The organism is Streptomyces sp. NPDC054872, assembly GCF_053610705.1.
This window is the reverse complement of the sequence record NZ_JBSGYY010000043.1, coordinates 25,435-40,850: the sequence shown is the minus strand read 5'-3', so window position 1 is coordinate 40,850 and position 15,416 is coordinate 25,435. Positions and strand designations below refer to the sequence as shown.

Below are 15,416 nucleotides of genomic sequence, written 5' to 3'. Positions count from 1 at the left end.
GAGCAGCACGAGCGTGCCGCTCCGGTACGACCACGGAGCGACGGATCGTTCAAGAGGTGTGAGACGAACGCCCCGCCGCTAGCGGAGCGTCCTCGTCACCGCGGCACAAGCGGCCGCGCATGAAGCAGCAGACATGCCGATGATGCTACCGGGGCCGAGGGGGCGTCCGCCTCGGTGGGCCCCCGTCCGGACTACTCGGCAGTTGGCAGCTCTACTTGGCCTGGTAGGCCCGCAGGAAGGTTCGCACTCCCTCGACGATGAGGGGCTGGACCCGTGTGTCCTCCGCGGCGTTCGCCGAACCGAATCTGTTGAGGGCGACGTTGAAGGTCAACGCGATGAACTGGTCGGCCGCGAGGCGGGTGTCGGGGACGTCGAGCAGGCCGGCATCGGCGAGGGCGGCGAACCGCTCGGCGAGTGCCTCCTCGGGGGCGTCGGCCATGGAGTTCTCGCCGCCGTCCGGCAGTTGGCCGGTCTGCGTGCGGACCAGCCTCTGCAGGGTGGCGTACTCCGCTGAGCCGAGCATGTCGGTCGCGATGCGCATCGAGAACGTGACCAGCACGTCCTCCAGGTCGGTGGTTCCGGCGAGGTCGGCGGGGTCGGTGAGGGTGTCGTCGAGGATGCGCCGGATCGTGGTGATCAGTGACTGGCCGACGCCGTCGACGACTGCTTGCAGCAGTGTCTGCTTGTCGCCGAAGTAGTCATAGACCGTCCGCTTGGACACCTCGGCCCGGGCGGCGACCGCGTCGACGCTGGTGCGGTCGAAGCCGTCGGCGAGGAACAGTTCCCGGGCCGCGGAGAGGATGGCGGCCCGCTTCTTCGTGGACCCCTCGCGCAGTGTCTTCGTGGTTGGCATGGCCGTATCTTAACGCGACTTTACTACACGGTGTAGTGTAATTCTGGGTCTGGGGAGACCGCTCGGGGGAGGTGCCTCGGGCGGTGTCATCGGCGAGGCGGCAGCCCTGCGTCCGCGTCGAACCCCACCACCCCATCTCGCTCACCCGGCAATGAGGGAAGGGAAGTTCATGACCGCCACAACCCTGGCGCCCCAAGTCCGCATCGGAAGGGCCGCGATCGCGGCCCTCGGCGCGCTGGCAGCCGCCACCGGGGCCCTGGAGTCGGTGGTGACACCGACGCTCCCGCTGTTACAACGCGAGTTATCAATGAGCCCCGCCCAAGGGGCACTTCTCAGCATCACCATGCTCATCACCGGTGCGCTCGTCACGCCCGTCGCGGGCAGCCTCGGTGACCGCTACGGCGGGAAACGGGTCATGCTCCGGCTGATGGCGGTGGTCGCGGCCGGTGGTCTGGTCTCCTCGCTGGCACCGAACCTGCCGGTGCTGCTGCTCGGCCAGGTACTGGAAGGCGCCATGGTCGGCGCGATGCCCCTCTCGTTCATCCTGGTACGCAAGCACCTGTCGACGGGGGAGTCCCAGGTGGCCATCGGGGTGGTCAGCGGGCTGTTCGTGGGCGGGGGCATGCTGGGAACGCTGATGGCCGGGCCCATCGCCGAAGGGCTTTCCCGGCACTGGATGTTCGCGATACCGACGATCGCGATCGTCGTGGCGACGCTGTTCGTCCACAAGCTGATGCCGAATGATCCGCCGGCCCGCTCGGACGCCCGGATCGACTGGCCCGGACTGGTCCTGCTGAGCGGCGTTCTGCTGACCCTCATGCTCGGGCTCTCGATGGCGCCCGAGGTCGGCAGCCGGCCGTTCGCGCTCGCCGCACTCGTCGTGCTCCTGGCCCTCCTGGTGACCGGATGGGTCGCCGTCGAACGCCGGTCACCCTCACCCATGGTCGATCTGCAGCTGCTGGCCAAGCCCGCGATCTGGAGCTCGTACGTCGTCACCTTCGCCGTCTGCCTGGGCACCTCGGTGGCGATGTATCTCGTTCCGCAGCTGTTCGCGGTGTCCGCCGACGGGTACGGCTTCGCGGCAAGCTCCACCGACATCGGGCGGTATCTGCTGCCCGGCGCCATCGCGGGGGCGATCAGCGGACCCCTGGGCGGGGCCGCGGCGCGGCGTTTCGGCTCAAGTGCCGTGGTGGCAGCCGGAATCGGCGTCATGGCCACCACGTTGCTCGCCCTGGCCTTCCTGCACACCGAGGTCTGGCAGCTCACCGTCGGCAAGGCGCTGATCGCCCTGGCCAGTGGTGTCTGCATCACGGCGATGGTCATCAAGACCGCCACCTCCGTCGATCACGAGAACACCGGCACCGCCACCAGCCTGGTCCTGGTGACACGCGTGATCGGCTTCGCCGCGGGCGCCCAGATCTCCGGCGCCATCCTCACCGCGGGGACCCGCCCCGGAATGGACGACCCGACCGAATCGGCCTTCGTCACCGGCTTCGTCATCGCCGGCACCGTGACGGCACTGTCCCTGCTCGTCGTCCGCACCATGAACATCCGCACCATGGGCAAAGGAGTCAAGTGATGACCCACACCGACAAGTTGACGGACAGCCGTACGGAGCCGCGCCGTGAGGTCCTGGTCTCGGGGGCCGGCATCGCGGGTCCCGCCCTCGCGTTCTGGCTGACCCGCCACGGATACGCGGTCACGGTGGTGGAGAAGGCGTTCACACCACGCAGCGGCGGCTATCCCGTCGACATACGCGGCACCGCACTGGAGGTCGTCCGCAGGATGGGCATCCTGCCCCAGCTGCGGGACGCGCACATCGACACGCGCCGCATCACCTTCCTCGACGCGGACGGCGGCAAGGTGGCCGCGATCAACCCGCACACCGTCGCCGGCGGCGTCAGGGGAGAGGACATCGAGGTGCGGCGCGGGGATCTGACCGGCGCTCTGTACGCGGCAATCCGTGACGACGTGGAATTCCTGTTCGACGACTCCATCGAGACCCTTGACCAGTCCGGCCACGGGGTCGACGTCACCTTCCGCGGGGGCGGCAGGCGTACGTTCGACATGGTGTTCGGCGCGGACGGCCTGCATTCACGTACCCGGAAGCTGCTGTTCGGCCCTGAGGAACAATTCCACCGATACCTCGGCTACTGCTTCGCCGTGTTCACCATGCGCAACACCCTCGACCTTTCCCACGAGGTCATGATGTGGAACACCCCGGGCAGAGCCGCCGCTCTCTACGCCGTGGAGGACGCGGCCGAAGTGCACGCCTTCCTGAACTTCGCCCGACCGGAACCTCCCTTCGACGCGCTCGGTGACCCAGGGACCCAAAGGGAGTTGGTCGCCTCGGTCTTCGCCGACGCGAAATGGGAGGTGCCAGCAATGATCGCCGCCCTGCATGACACGGACGACCTGTACTGCGACATGGTCAGCCAGATCCGCATGCCACGCTGGTCCAGCGGCCGGGTCGCACTGGTGGGCGACGCCGCGTACGCACCCTCGTTCCTCACCGGACAAGGCACCAGTCTCGCGCTCGTCGGTGCGTACATGCTCGCTGCTTCACTGGCCGACCGGGACGCCACCGCGGGTCTTGCCGCCTACGAACACAGCACCCGCGATTTCGTGACCGCGAACCAGGGACAGATCGGCAAGGGCGACGCCACACTCTTCCCCACCACGACGCGTGCCCTCGCCCAGCGCAACACTATGCTGCGCAACCTCAGCGCCATGCCCGCGAACCAGGGCCGACGGGCGCACACGGCTCTCACCCTGCCCGAATTTGTGCCCACGAGGTGACGCTCCGTTCGCCAAGCGGGGGGGGATCAACTCACACGTGGCCGTGGGCCGGACTCCCGCCCAAGCCATCGGCCAGGCCGAGCACCGCGGTGATGCGCTTGCCCGACGGTTCCCGGTCCACCCGAAGTTTCCGGCACACGGCCTGCACGACCTCCAGACCGTGCTGTCCGAGGCGGCTCGGATCCGGCGCCGAGACCGCGGGCAGTACGGAGTTGCTGTCCCGTACGGTGACCTCGATGTCGGCTCCGTGCACCGCGAGGGCGAGCAGACAGGGCCCTGGTGCGTACTTGCGGGCGTTGGTCACCAGCTCACTGACCACCAGCTCCACCATCCCCATGGCCTGACTGGACACGGAGAGCCCGTGAACGGATCGTAGGTCTGACAGGAAGTCACGGGCCAGATGCCGCGCGCGTGCGATCCCCTCGCTGCCCTCGAACAGCTGGGAGACCGACACGGATCCGTCGCTTGCCGACGGCTGGCCGCCGTCGTCCGCTGTCTGGTCCATGCAGTCCGCCTTGCTCCTCGATCAGCCCGGCCTCATGGGGGCCGACTACCCCCATAGTTCCGCTTAATCCCGCCCCCCGGGGGGCGTCGGCTCATCGTGGTGCGGCCGCCCGGCGCAAGGCCGCGAGAAGTTCCCTGTTGCTGGCACCTTTAAGGACGTACTCGGCCACTCCCGCGTTCTGCATCTGCTCGACGGAGCCCTTGTCGTCGTACGCGGAGAACGCCACGATCCGGCTGGCCGGGGAGCACTGGGCGATGTCTCTGGCGACCACGTGGCCGCCGCCGGGGAAGCGGACATCCAGGACGACGAGATCCGGTTGATGGTGGGCGGCGAGTCGCAGCGCCTGCTCGCTGTCGCGCGCGGTGCCCACGACCTCCAAGTCGGGCTGTGCCTCCACGACCTCGCTCAGGGTCTCCAGGAGCAGCGCGTTGTCATCGCACAGGACGACGCGGAGCGGTGGACGGGGGCAGTCGTCCGCGGGAGTCGCCGCGGTCACGGCGCGTCGTCCGGTGATGCCGCAGGCGACGGCGGAAAGGGGAGAGGGTTCGGCACCCAGAACTCGACGGTCGTGCCCGTGCCGGGCCGGCCGTGCATGGACCACCAGCCGCCGGCCGTTTCGGCTCTCTCCCGCATCTCGATGACCCCGAAGTGGTCACGGGCGCTGTCCTGGGAGATCGGTGTGCCGGTTCCGTCGTCCACGACACGCGTCACGATGCCCCCGTCGGCGGACGCGACACGGACGTCGACTCTGCTCCCACGCGCGTGCTTGTGCACGTTCAGCAATGCCTCTTGGACGATACGGAAGATGGTGATGGCTGTCTCGGGTGAGGGTTCACGATCCAGGTGGTGCTCGAACGAGTAGGGCATGCCCCAGGAGGAGCCCACGACGTCGGCCAGGTGGCTGGAAAGGCCGTCCACCAGGCCATGCCTGTCGATCCCCGGCGGATGCAGCCGGAAGGTCAGGCTGCGCAGGCGCCCGATCGCCTCGCGCACCGATGCGTCCAGGCGCTGCAGTTCCGCGGCGTGCGACTCCGGCACCTGATCCGCCAGCAGCTCAAGACGCATCCCGACGGCGACCATGGCCTGGATGGAGTCGTCGTGGACATCCCACGCGATGCGGCGTCGTTCCGTTTCCTGCGCCTGGACCAGGTGGTCGAACAAGCGTCGACGCTCGCTGAGCGCGTGCTGCGCTGCCCGCCGCTCCGACATGTCACGGGTGACCTTGCCAAATCCCCGCAGTACACCCTCTTCGTCCCACAGGGCGGTGATGACCACGTTCGCCCAGAAGCGAGAGCCGTCCTTGCGGACGCGCCACCCCTCGTCCTCCAGCCTGCCGTCGGCCACGGCGGTCTTCAACTCCCATTGGGGCTTGCCGGAAGCCTGGTCCTCGGGCGGATAGAAGACGGAGAAGTGCTGTCCGACGATGTCCTCCGCTTGGTATCCCTTGATCCGCTCCGCTCCCGCGTTCCAACTGATGATGTGGCCCTGCGGGTCGAGCATGAAGATGCCGTAGTCCAGCACGCCCTGAACCAGGAGGGTGAACGCGGCGTCCGACATCGGAGCCGCCTGCTTCCGCGCGTGTCTCTGCTGCCGCGGCTCCCGCGTCACGTGAGGAGCCCCTCACGTCGCGCGATCGTCACGGCCTCCAGCTGGGAACGTGCTCCCAGCTTCTCCAGGACCCGCTGGACGTGGTTGCGCCCGGTGTTGAGAGCGACCCCCAGCTGATCGCTGATCTCGGCGGTGGTGCGGCCCTGCCCCAGCAGTTGCAGGGCTTCCCGCTCCCGCGGAGTCAGGTTCGCGCCCAGGCTGGGCGTTCTGCCGGCCAGCCGTCCCAGCACGTCGCCCAGCAGCTCCTGGCTGAACACCACCTCACCCGCTGCCACCCGGCGTACGGCATCCTCCAGTTCGCTCAGGCCGCGAGCCTTCAGGATCAGGCCGGACCCGCCCGTCTCCGCGACGCGCGCGGCCACCGATGCGCTGCCTTCGGCCGCCAGGACCAGTACCCGGGCTTCCGGCTTGAGTGCGAGCAGGTCGGCGATGGCGGTGACCCCATCGCCGTCCGGCAGGCGTCGGTCCATCAGCACGACATCAGGTTCGCATCGCTTCGCGTCCGCCAGCGCCGACGCGACCGATGCCGCGTGGCCCACGATCTGCAGATCAGGCGACCGCTCCAGGGCGAGGCGGATGGCCTCGGCCACCATGTCGTGATCCTCCACCAACAAGATTCTGATCGGACGGCTGGGCGGGGGAGATGAGGGCATCGGTGCATCCTTGCAGGTGGCGGACTGCACGATCATGCCAGTAGGTCCCGGAGCGGCGACTTGTCGGCGGACGCCGTGGTGGCGCGGCAGCCTGCGGCCGAATCCGAAGCGCGGGAAGCGGTCTCCGCGTCCGTGGATGTATCCCCCTCGGTGAAGATGGCGTCGGTGGTGAAGACATCGTCGGCCCCGATCAGGGAGAGGAGTCGCGCCAACTGGGCTCCGACGCCTTCGACGAGAAGATCCACGCCTGCCTGAAGGACGGAAAGCCGCGCCGTCAGCAGGGAGTTCAGACCGGCGCAGTCGCAGAAGGAGATGCCGGTCAGATCGAGGCAGAGACTCGTCGGCCGCTTGGCCAGGCAGGCGGCGACCGCTTCGAGGACGCTGGGCGCGGTGTCGAAGTCGAGTTCACCGGAGAGTGTCACCCGGGCGCGGCCGGAGAGAACGACGGCTTGCGACGTGAAGGGATGGAAGGTCACAGCGTTCCGTGCCTCCCCATGCTCACGTGCGGCGCGTACGCGCGCGATGCGATCCCGCGATCCCTTACCGCGGAGGGCTCTCCTGCTGTCAGCTGCGGCATCACTACCTCATAGCCTCATAGTGCGAGGGCATCAGTTGCGCTCTAGTGAATCTGCACTAGGTGCGGAAGTCAACACGCGTCAGCGGAGGTTGACGGCAGCGGGCAGTGCGGGGCACGGGCGCCGCGGGACGGGTGAATGCCGGACGGTGGCGCCTGGAGGGTCGAGTGCGCGATGACCGTCAGCGCCATCCTCGCGGGGGCGCGCCCAGCACAGTCCCCGGGCTGGTCGACCAATGATCCTCAGGGGTGCTCGGACGCGCCGTGGCGAGCGGCCAGCCGTTCCATAAGGGCCGTGCTGCGCGCGAGCAACTCCCGCTCTTGCTCGGTGAGTTCGGCCTCGATCGCCTGGGCCAGCCAGTCGGCCCTGCGGTCGCGTTCCGCTTCCAGCGCGGCCCGGCCCGCGTCGGACAGGCCGAGCAGGGTCTTGCGGCCGTCCGTGGGGTGGGCCGTGCGGGTCAGCAGGCCCTGCTCGAGGAGGAGGCCGACCGCGCGGGCCATCGACTGCGGGCGTACGCGCTGGTCGGTCGCGAGGTCGCTGGTGGTCATGGCGCCGTCGCGGTCCAGGACGCCGAGTACGGCGACCTGCCCGTGCGGAATCCGGTCCTCGTGCTTCACGCGCCGGGTGAGTTTGCCCATCGCGGTGCGCAGTTCGGCGGCGACGTTGGCGGCTTGCGGGGTGGGCATAGGGCACTTTAACCCGGAACCGCCGTCGTGCAGCGGAACTGAACAGCATGGCTAAACAGCCGAACTGAACAGCTGAACTGAACAGCAATGCTGTATTGTTTCGACGTGTCGGGCCGAGCGCCAGCGTCGTCGCAGCCGCGGCCCGGCAGGCGACAACGGGAAGGAACTCCCATGCCCGCACATACAGATGAGCCGACCAGTGTCCGAGGCGTCACCGCCCGCACCGTCCTCGACAGTCGCGGCAACCCCACCGTCGAGGTCGACGTCGTCCTCGCCGACGGATCGCTGGGCCGCGCCGCGGTTCCCTCCGGCGCCTCCACCGGCGCCCGTGAAGCGGTGGAGCTGCGCGACGGCGACCCTCGGCGGTGGCACGGCAAGGGCGTCGACCGGGCCGTGTCTCATGTGAACGGCGAGATAGCGGATGCCGTCACCGGGCGCGACGCCGACGACCAGGCCGGCCTTGATGTCGCGCTCGTCGCGCTCGACGGCACGCCCGCCAAGGCGCGGCTCGGCGCCAATGCCCTGCTCGGGGTGTCCCTGGCCACGGCGAAGGCCGCCGCCCTCTCGCACCGGCAGCCGCTGTACCGCTATCTCGGCGGCGCCGACGCCCGCGTGCTTCCGGTGCCGATGATGAACATCGTCAACGGGGGCGCCCACGCCGACAATCCGCTGGACTTCCAGGAGTTCATGATCGCGCCGGTGGGTGCGGGGACCTTCGCGGAGGCCGTCCGGATGGGCTCCGAGGTCTTTCACACCCTCCGCCGCGATCTGCTGGCCGCCGGCCACTCCACCGCCGTCGGCGACGAGGGCGGCTTCGCGCCCGCGCTGCGTACGGCCGAGGAGGCGCTGGACTTCGTCATGGCCGCGATCGAGCGGACCGGGTACCGGCCCGGCGCGGACATCGGCCTCGTCATGGACCCGGCGTCGTCGGAGTTCTACCGGGGCGGCGTGTACGAGTACGTGGGGGAGGGGGTGCGGCGTACGCCCGCCGAGCAGGTCGACTACTTCGTCAAGCTGATCGACGCGTACCCGATCGTCTCGGTGGAGGACCCGATGGCCGAGGACGACCACGACGGATGGCGGGAGCTGACGGCCCGGGTGGGGGAGCGGTGTCAGCTGACCGGGGACGACGTCTTCTGCACCAACGAGGCGCTGGTACGGGAAGGCATTCGTACGGGGGTGGGCAACGCGGTCCTGATCAAGGTCAACCAGATCGGGACGCTGACCGAGGCACTCGGCACGGTAGGTGCCGCGCGACGGGCCGGCTGGGCGGCGGTCATGTCGCACCGCTCCGGCGAGACGGAGGACACGACCATCGCGGACCTGGCCGTGGCCACGGGGTGCGGACAGATCAAGACGGGGTCGCTGTCCCGGTCGGACCGCACGGCCAAGTACAACCAACTCATCCGTATCGAGGAGGAGTTGGGGGAGTCGGCGGTGTACGGGTACGCCGCTGCGTGAGCCCGGCCGGTCGGCGCGCCGGAACCCGAATCATCAGTCAGGCGGGTCGAGCAGACCCTCGTATAGGTGCGCCGACGCCAGCGTGGCTTCACCCGGGGCGGGCGGGCTCCCCAACGCGCGCAGCGTGGTTCAGTCGCGGAATGCCTTGAGAAGGAGCTCGCCGAATGAGGCGGGGTGCGTGGTCAGTCCGGTGTGCCCGCCGGGGAAGTGCAGGAGTTCCGTGCCGAAGCGTTCGGCCAGCAAGGCGGCCGGACGGTAGGCCAGCTCACCTCGCGAGTTCTGACCCGCGGCGAGCACGAGCTGATCCGACAGTTCCTCCAGCCGGTGCAGGTCCGGCGTGTAGGACATGAAGCCGGGAACAATGCGGCTGACGAAGTACGGCAGGTTGGCCATGGTCTGTTCAGCCCTCGCCGCTGCCTGCGGCGGAAGCTCGATCCGGGCCTTCGGCTCGACGGTGTCGCCGTCCTTCCTGAGCCCCGCGGCGAACACGTTCATCGCAGGCATGAGCCCTTGCGTGCGGAATACCTCCTGCACGCGCGCGATGAGGGCGAGATGGGTGGAGGCGTCCGCCAGGACCGTCACCATCGGAGGCTCGTGCGCGACGACGCGCCGGACGCGCTCTGGGCGGGCGGTGAGCAGATGCAGGGCCGCGATGGCGCCCGAACTGGAGCCGAAAACCCGAGCGGGCTCACCGGGCGACAGCAGTTCCAGGATACGGAAGGCGTCGTCGGCGTGTTCGGCCACGCTCTGCTCGGCCTCGCGGGCGTCCAGCGTGCTCCGGGACATGCCGCGCGGGTCGTAGGTGGCCACTTTGTATGCGACGGCCAGGTCGTCGGCCAGCTCGTCGAAGGACGCCGCCCCGCCCGACCCGCCGGGGATCAGCAGCAAGAGCGGGCCCTGACCGCGCACTTCGTAGTGCAGGGTGGCGCCGTTCACGCGCAGGCTGCCGATGGTCGGGTCAGTCATGGAGAGTCTCCTTCTCGGGACGGGGCCAGCGCTCCAGGAGGATGTGCAGGGCGTCGAGGGCACGAACCCAGGAAAGCTGCGGCGAACGCCGGTGTGCGAACCCGCCCGCAGCCTCCAAGGCGACGAACCCGTGCAATGTGCTGCGCAGCAGCCGCACCGCGTCGGTCAGGTCGGGCTCGGCCAGTCCGTAGCCGTGCAACATCCCGTAGGTCAGCTCGACAGCGCGCCGGGGGCCGGGCGCCTTCGCGGCGAGCTCGGGGTCGATCCGGATCTGGGTCTGTGTGGCCAGGTAGCGGCCGGGATGCTTGTGCGCGTACTCCCGCCAGGCGTTCGCGAAGGCGATCAGCGCGTCCTTGCCGGACCGGCCGGCGGTCGCCTCCGCGATACGGATGGTCTTCTCGTCCGCCGCCAGCAACGCGATCCGTCCGCGCAGATCCTCCAGGCCGCGCACATGCGTGTAGAGGCTCGCGTCCTTCACGCCGAGCCGCCGGGCCACCTGCGACATGGTCACGTGGTCAAGCCCTGCCTCGTCCGCCAGTTCGGCGCCCGCGACTGTCACACGCTCCGCCGTCAGCCCTGCCCGCGCCATGTGCCCTCCACATCGGTCCTAGGGGTCCTAGGTTAAACCTAGGGGCCCTAGGAAAGGCAAGTGATTTGCTCATCCAGCAGGTCGGGTCGGTCGGGTCAGCTCAGAGCCTGCGCCCCGATGGCGGAGAGCAACTGCAGCTTTTCGTGGCTCTCGCTGCCGGGGACGGCGGTGTAGACGAGCAGGAGATGCGACTGGTTCGGATCGAGCAGCGTCTGGCAGGTCAGTTCCACCGCGCCGAGCTGGGGGTGAACGAAGCGCTTCACCTCCTTGGGGCGGATGCCGATCTCATGGTCGTTCCACACCTGACGGAACTCCTCGCTCTGGGCGAGCAGCAGGTCGGCGTAGTGGGCCGCGCGGGAGTGCGCCTGATCCGGGCTCTGTCTGCCCGCGGCATCGTCGTCGGGACGGTCCGCACCGCGCGACTTCCCGCCCTGTACGCCGCCACCTCACCCGACGCCGAGCGCGGCGGGTTCTACGGGCCGCGCGGGCCCGGGCACATGGGCGGTCCTCCCGCAGAGCAGAAGCTCTACTCACGCCTTCGCGGCACCGAGGAAGCCCGGCGTGTCTGGCAGGTCTCCGAAGAGCTCACGAAGGTTCCCTTCCTCGTCAGCTGAGAGGCCCGCCGCCGCGTCATGCGTGGTCGCTGCCTCGTCGGCCTAGGCGTCCGGAGCGGGCTGCGCGGCGCCGTGCCAGTCCAGGACCATGACGGTGGCGTCGTCCTTGAGGTTGCCGCGGCAGGCGTCCAGGACCGCCGTCGTCAGGGTGCGAACGGCCTCCCGGGGATGTGAGGCACGGGTGCCACGCACGAGAGAGGGCAGGTCGACGGCTGACGCGCCGCGTTCCTGCATGCCGTCGGTGAGCAGGACCAGGCGGTCGCCGGGGCTCAGCTGAAGCTCCTGCAGCCGGTACGAGGCCGGTGACGCCACCCCGAACGGCAGGTTGATGGCCAGCTCGACCTCCTCGACCTCTGTCGCGCCCTCCCGGAGGCGCAGCGGCCAGGGATGCCCCGCGTTGACCAGTTCGCAGGTGCCCGTCTCCAGGCGGATGCAGAGCAGTTGCCCGGTGGCGAGCCCGCGATTGTGGGCCAGCAAGGCCTCGTGGGCACGACGGGCCTGCTGAAGCGCGTCGCAACCGGTACGGCGGGCACCGCGCAACGCGGCCACCACCAGCGTGGCCAGCAGAGCGGAGTCGGTGTCGTGGCCCATGGCATCGGTGATGGACAGGTGCAGCGTGTCCTGGTCGAGCGTGTAGTCATAGGTGTCGCCACCGATGTCGTCGGCAGGCACCAGTCCCGCGGCGAGGGTGAACTGGGGGGCTTCACAACAAGAGGCCGAGGGCAGCAGTTGGTGCTGGATCTCGGCCGCGAGACTGGTCCGGGTGGTGCGGCGGCCCGCGTGATAGAGGTCGGTGAAGCGGCGGTCCGTGACGATGATGTAGGCCAGTGCGTGAGCTGCTTCGCGGATCTGTCCGAGCACGGCGTCGTCGGCGTACTGCAACGTCACTTCCAGGACGCCGATGCAGTCGCCGCGGTTGGTCACCGGCGAGATCACGCGCCGTCCGCCCTGACTGTCCGGCTCCACATGCTGTTCCTGGGTGCGCAGAACCGTCTCGTAGACGCTGCCCCGCAAGTTGAGCCGCTCCGTGGCGACGGCCGCCTCTCCCTCGGCGGGCGCGCTCAGACGCAGAAGCTGTTGCTCCATGAGATCGACGAACAAGAACGACACACGATCCGCTCCGAACCGCTTGCGCAGATCGTGCGCTATGACACCGACGGACTCCCCGGGCGGCGCGGACTCCGCGGCGGCCAAAAGCTCGCCCAGTTCCAGATCTCTACCATCCATGGCAACCTCCATCGTCTCGTCGCCACTTCTTCCCCGGGATTTGCCGATCTCACCCAGCAAGTTCGTCACACCCGGCCGCGGCCCTGTTCCTCCCGGCCGGCCCATCGGTGTGGCGACAGGGGCCCGCCCGAAGCGCGTTTCGACGCGATGACCTGCCAGTTCGTTCCCGTACCGACCCGAGAAGCAGATGGTGCTGTCGCTTGGCCAATGAGGGACGAGGCCAACACATTCCGATCACGGAGCTGCCGGCCGTCGGCGGCCGATTCAGCCAAACCGGTTGGTGAGGTCGAACGGGGGTACGCGCCTTCGATAGTGACGATGTCGAACGGCCACTCGAAGCGCCATGCCCTTTCGACCGGCCGACGTTCGACCGGCCGACGGAGGCAGTCGGAGGCCCACGGATGGCCCGCAGGCGACTCCGCCTACACCCTCACGCACGCGCCTCGTCGGCCACTGCGCCGGAATCCGCCGTACCTGCTCCGTACCTGGATCGGGTCCGCATGCCCCAGCGTTCGAGCGGCGGGCCGACAGCGCCCACCGCCGCGAAGAACACGCCGAGGAACAGCCAGCCAGTAGTGCCGTACCCCAGCACGAGGGTGGTGAGGATGGCCGGGGCCAGCGCCTGGCCTGCGCTGAAGCCAAGTCCGAGGAGACCTTGGTACTGACCCTGGGCGTGGTCTGGCGCAAGGCCGAATCCGAGGGCGAATCCTGCCGAGGACTCCCAGATCTCCCCGAGGCTGTGGATGCATATCGCCGCGACCACGAGACCAACGGCCACCCAGACGGGAGCGTGTGCGGTCAGGGCCATCAGCGGACAGCTGACCAGGAAGAGGAGCCCCGCGGTGCGAAAGGCCCGGCCGCCGTCGCGCGGGGTTTCGATGCGGGAACCGATCCTGGTCTGCAGCAGAACACAGACGGCAGCGTTCAGCGCCGACACCGCGGGCACCGTCCAGCGCGGTGCGTCCGTGTGTTCCGAGATCCAGATCGGCAGCAGCAGGGACACCACCGGGTACTGCAGCCCCATGGCCCCGAAAAGGGCTGTGAACGAGACGAAGGGGCGGTCGCGAAGGGCGATCCAGCGGCGTTGCCGCGGCGGAGGCGCCAACGCCTTGTAATGAGGAAGCAGAAACAGAAGGAGGGCGCAGAGCGCGAAGCTGGCGGCGTTGCCAACAATCAGTACGACGTAGGCGGTTCGGGTGCCGGCTGCCACGGCGAGTCCGGCGCCGACGGTGCCGAGGACGACGCCCAGGTTGACGTAGGTGCGCAACTTGGCCCGGAAGAGAGCGGGTTGCTCCGTTCCGACCCGGACGACGAGGGCACCCCACGCCGCTCCTCCCGCGGACGCGGCAAGCTGGTCGATGGTGGCGATGGCCGCGAGGGCGGTCCAGCTCTCGACGAAGACGAGGGCCGACATCGCCACCGCCTGAACGGCGAGAGCCAGCATCATGATGGTGCGGGGACCTCGGCGATCAGCGAGGTGCCCTCCCGGGATCCCCGCGAGCAGGCCGATCAGCCCGGCGACGGTGAGCGCGATGCCCACCTGCACTGCCGGGAGTTGCACGACCAAGGTGAAGTACAGCGCTGACGCGGTGTTGAAGAGGCCGTTGCCGACGCGGTTCACGAAACTGGCCAGGATCAGCACTCGTTCCGACCGGGTGTCTCCCGCCATGCGCGCTATTCGTCCGGCTGATCTCCCCTTGATCATGGGACGCAGATTAACAGCGGCCTCACGAGGCCTCCGCGGACGCTGGGCGCCGCGATCAACGACTCGAAGGGCGCCCCCTCTGCTCCCTCTTCCGTCCGGTGGTCACTCGATCCCGAGGGGGCCGAAGCCCAGGTCCTCGCGCATGCGGTGGCGCATGTCCGCCATGGCCGTGCGGCGCTGTCGGATGAAGGCCCTGTCCTCCTCGGAACCGACCTCCACCCCGCGGGCGTAGGCGTCGCGCATCCGGCGCAGGCTGTGAAACGCCTCGTTCGCGGCCGCGACGACGGCCGGCGGGCCCACGAGCCACAGCTGCTCGCTGGCCATGTGCAGCCCGGTGCCACGAAAGGCTTCGCGCACCGCCGCGTCACGCGCTGACTCGGACATGTGATCACCCAGGGCGACAGCCCGTATCTCTTCCCCCGCGTCCTTGAGGGCGGAGGCGTACTCGGTGTAGACGCCACGCCGCACTTCCAGCGCGTGCCGCCCCTCCTCGCGACGCCATCTGTTGCGATCGGCGACGAGGGTGGCAGCGATGCCGATGGCAGCACCGGTCAGCGTGGAGAGCAGAGGCATCCAGTCCATGTGCCGCATGCTGTCTCAACCACCGCGGCAGCACCAGCGGCCTACGAGGTATCCCCGGGCGCCGCCTCAGTGGGCGTCGTCGGCCTTCGGTGCGCCAGGAACGCGGCGATCGCCGCTGTTGCGGTCCTGCCACAGGCGGTAGACCTCCACGGCGTTTTCGCGCGGCTCGTGGCGCATCGGCAGGCGGCGCTCCTGCCAGGGCTTGGCGAACTCGTCGTAGAACGTGCTCAGTTCGAAGTACTTGCGGTCATCGACGTAGTGCGGCTCGTAGGCCTCGCGGGTCGTGACGAAGACGACCTCGTCAGGGGAGCAGTAGTAGAGCGCGCCCAAACACATCGGGCACGGTTGCGCCAGGACGTAGATCGTGGTGCCGGTCAGGTGCTCGGTGCCGAGCCGCACGCATGCGTCCCGGATGGCCAGCACTTCGGCGTGCGCCGTGGGGTCGTGGGTCTGGGCGACCTGGTTGGCGCGCTCCGCGATGATCTCGCCGTCCTTGACGATGACGGTGGCGAAGGGGCGCCCGCCGTCGAGGACGTTGGCGCGTGCAAGGTCGATGGTGCGCCGGACGAAGTCCATCAGGTACCTCCGGTCGG

15 protein-coding genes and 3 pseudogenes are annotated in these 15,416 nt (G+C 69.0%); 4 read left to right on the top strand and 14 right to left on the bottom strand.

The window, feature by feature from the left end; genetic code table 11:
• Nucleotides 1-211: 211 nt before the first annotated feature.
• The gene (locus tag ACWGIH_RS36385) at nt 212-853 is read right to left on the bottom strand and encodes a TetR/AcrR family transcriptional regulator (protein WP_453449332.1); all 642 of its coding nucleotides are present in this window, start codon (nt 851-853) and stop codon (nt 212-214) included.
• A gap of 169 nt (nt 854-1,022) precedes the next feature.
• Here ACWGIH_RS36385 and ACWGIH_RS36380 point away from each other — a divergent pair, with 169 nt between their 5' ends.
• Together ACWGIH_RS36380 and ACWGIH_RS36375 are read left to right on the top strand one after the other, a co-directional pair.
• Complete coding sequence (locus ACWGIH_RS36380; protein ID WP_453449331.1) at nt 1,023-2,432, top strand: MFS transporter; 1,410 nt, start codon at nt 1,023-1,025, stop codon at nt 2,430-2,432.
• Nucleotides 2,432-3,652, top strand: coding sequence for an FAD-dependent monooxygenase (locus ACWGIH_RS36375; protein WP_453449330.1), 1,221 nt, complete (start codon nt 2,432-2,434; stop codon nt 3,650-3,652). The genes ACWGIH_RS36380 and ACWGIH_RS36375 overlap by 1 nt, the downstream gene beginning before the upstream one ends.
• Nucleotides 3,653-3,683: 31 nt before the next feature.
• Here the strand turns inward: ACWGIH_RS36375 and ACWGIH_RS36370 are convergent, their stop codons facing one another.
• The 6 genes from ACWGIH_RS36370 to ACWGIH_RS36345 all read right to left on the bottom strand — a co-directional run bounded on the left by ACWGIH_RS36370 (nt 3,684) and on the right by ACWGIH_RS36345 (nt 7,679).
• The gene (locus ACWGIH_RS36370) at nt 3,684-4,157 is read right to left on the bottom strand and encodes an ATP-binding protein (protein ID WP_453449329.1); all 474 of its coding nucleotides are present in this window, start codon (nt 4,155-4,157) and stop codon (nt 3,684-3,686) included.
• A 91-nt stretch (nt 4,158-4,248) separates the two neighbouring features.
• Nucleotides 4,249-4,653: a response regulator gene (locus tag ACWGIH_RS36365; protein ID WP_453449328.1), complete on the bottom strand. Its 405-nt coding sequence runs from the start codon at nt 4,651-4,653 to the stop codon at nt 4,249-4,251.
• A complete protein-coding gene (locus ACWGIH_RS36360) occupies nt 4,650-5,714 on the bottom strand; it encodes a PAS domain-containing sensor histidine kinase (RefSeq protein WP_453449327.1) in 1,065 nt (354 codons plus the stop codon). Before ACWGIH_RS36360 ends, ACWGIH_RS36365 begins: the two co-directional genes overlap by 4 nt.
• A gap of 47 nt (nt 5,715-5,761) precedes the next feature.
• On the bottom strand, nt 5,762-6,373 hold the full coding sequence (locus tag ACWGIH_RS36355; protein ID WP_453449326.1) for a response regulator: 612 nt from the start codon (nt 6,371-6,373) through the stop codon (nt 5,762-5,764).
• A 77-nt stretch (nt 6,374-6,450) separates the two neighbouring features.
• Nucleotides 6,451-6,894, bottom strand: a complete 444-nt coding sequence (locus ACWGIH_RS36350; RefSeq protein WP_453449325.1) for an STAS domain-containing protein — start codon at nt 6,892-6,894, stop codon at nt 6,451-6,453.
• A 341-nt stretch (nt 6,895-7,235) separates the two neighbouring features.
• Entirely contained in the window at nt 7,236-7,679 is a 444-nt protein-coding gene (locus ACWGIH_RS36345; protein WP_453449324.1) for a MarR family winged helix-turn-helix transcriptional regulator, read from the bottom strand.
• A 171-nt stretch (nt 7,680-7,850) separates the two neighbouring features.
• Here ACWGIH_RS36345 and eno point away from each other — a divergent pair, with 171 nt between their 5' ends.
• Nucleotides 7,851-9,140 (top strand): phosphopyruvate hydratase, encoded by a 1,290-nt coding sequence (eno, locus tag ACWGIH_RS36340; protein ID WP_453449323.1) that lies wholly within the window; start codon nt 7,851-7,853, stop codon nt 9,138-9,140.
• Nucleotides 9,141-9,269: 129 nt separating this feature from the next.
• On the opposite strand, the gene ACWGIH_RS36335 is transcribed toward eno, so the two are convergent.
• The 3 genes and pseudogenes from ACWGIH_RS36335 to ACWGIH_RS36325 form a co-directional block, all read right to left on the bottom strand.
• The gene (locus ACWGIH_RS36335; protein ID WP_453449322.1) at nt 9,270-10,106 is read right to left on the bottom strand and encodes an alpha/beta fold hydrolase; all 837 of its coding nucleotides are present in this window, start codon (nt 10,104-10,106) and stop codon (nt 9,270-9,272) included.
• Nucleotides 10,103-10,695 (bottom strand): annotated as a pseudogene (locus tag ACWGIH_RS36330) (TetR/AcrR family transcriptional regulator). The gene ACWGIH_RS36335 and the pseudogene ACWGIH_RS36330 overlap by 4 nt, the downstream one beginning before the upstream one ends.
• 95 nt (nt 10,696-10,790) lie before the next feature.
• Nucleotides 10,791-11,054: pseudogene (locus ACWGIH_RS36325) on the bottom strand (MmyB family transcriptional regulator); the annotation flags it as partial.
• On the opposite strand from ACWGIH_RS36325, the pseudogene ACWGIH_RS36320 reads away from it, so the two are divergent.
• A pseudogene (locus ACWGIH_RS36320) lies at nt 11,040-11,309 on the top strand (short chain dehydrogenase); the annotation flags it as partial. The pseudogenes ACWGIH_RS36325 and ACWGIH_RS36320 sit on opposite strands and share 15 nt — an antisense overlap.
• A 42-nt stretch (nt 11,310-11,351) precedes the next feature.
• On the opposite strand, the gene ACWGIH_RS36315 reads toward ACWGIH_RS36320, so the two are convergent.
• The 4 genes from ACWGIH_RS36315 to ACWGIH_RS36300 all read right to left on the bottom strand — a co-directional run bounded on the left by ACWGIH_RS36315 (nt 11,352) and on the right by ACWGIH_RS36300 (nt 15,399).
• Nucleotides 11,352-12,536 (bottom strand): PP2C family protein-serine/threonine phosphatase, encoded by a 1,185-nt coding sequence (locus ACWGIH_RS36315; protein ID WP_453449321.1) that lies wholly within the window; start codon nt 12,534-12,536, stop codon nt 11,352-11,354.
• 430 nt (nt 12,537-12,966) lie between these two features.
• The gene (locus tag ACWGIH_RS36310) at nt 12,967-14,205 is read right to left on the bottom strand and encodes an MFS transporter (protein WP_453449320.1); all 1,239 of its coding nucleotides are present in this window, start codon (nt 14,203-14,205) and stop codon (nt 12,967-12,969) included.
• Nucleotides 14,206-14,343: 138 nt separating this feature from the next.
• Entirely contained in the window at nt 14,344-14,823 is a 480-nt protein-coding gene (locus ACWGIH_RS36305) for a hypothetical protein (protein ID WP_453449319.1), read from the bottom strand.
• A gap of 66 nt (nt 14,824-14,889) precedes the next feature.
• Nucleotides 14,890-15,399 (bottom strand): nucleoside deaminase, encoded by a 510-nt coding sequence (locus ACWGIH_RS36300; protein WP_453449318.1) that lies wholly within the window; start codon nt 15,397-15,399, stop codon nt 14,890-14,892.
• Nucleotides 15,400-15,416: the final 17 nt, after the last annotated feature.

Excerpts from the sequence above, each read along its gene's own strand:
- eno (WP_453449323.1), top strand. The coding sequence starts at position 7,851 with ATGCCCGCACATACAGATGAGCCGACCAGTGTCCGAGGCGTCACCGCC.
- ACWGIH_RS36305 (WP_453449319.1), bottom strand. The coding sequence starts at position 14,823 with ATGGACTGGATGCCTCTGCTCTCCACGCTGACCGGTGCTGCCATCGGC.
- ACWGIH_RS36335 (WP_453449322.1), bottom strand. The coding sequence starts at position 10,106 with ATGACTGACCCGACCATCGGCAGCCTGCGCGTGAACGGCGCCACCCTG.
- ACWGIH_RS36315 (WP_453449321.1), bottom strand. The coding sequence starts at position 12,536 with ATGGATGGTAGAGATCTGGAACTGGGCGAGCTTTTGGCCGCCGCGGAG.
- ACWGIH_RS36360 (WP_453449327.1), bottom strand. The coding sequence starts at position 5,714 with ATGTCGGACGCCGCGTTCACCCTCCTGGTTCAGGGCGTGCTGGACTAC.
- ACWGIH_RS36345 (WP_453449324.1), bottom strand. The coding sequence starts at position 7,679 with ATGCCCACCCCGCAAGCCGCCAACGTCGCCGCCGAACTGCGCACCGCG.
- ACWGIH_RS36370 (WP_453449329.1), bottom strand. The coding sequence starts at position 4,157 with ATGGACCAGACAGCGGACGACGGCGGCCAGCCGTCGGCAAGCGACGGA.
- ACWGIH_RS36385 (WP_453449332.1), bottom strand. The coding sequence starts at position 853 with ATGCCAACCACGAAGACACTGCGCGAGGGGTCCACGAAGAAGCGGGCC.
- ACWGIH_RS36380 (WP_453449331.1), top strand. The coding sequence starts at position 1,023 with ATGACCGCCACAACCCTGGCGCCCCAAGTCCGCATCGGAAGGGCCGCG.
- ACWGIH_RS36300 (WP_453449318.1), bottom strand. The coding sequence starts at position 15,399 with ATGGACTTCGTCCGGCGCACCATCGACCTTGCACGCGCCAACGTCCTC.
- ACWGIH_RS36375 (WP_453449330.1), top strand. The coding sequence starts at position 2,432 with ATGACCCACACCGACAAGTTGACGGACAGCCGTACGGAGCCGCGCCGT.
- ACWGIH_RS36310 (WP_453449320.1), bottom strand. The coding sequence starts at position 14,205 with ATGGCGGGAGACACCCGGTCGGAACGAGTGCTGATCCTGGCCAGTTTC.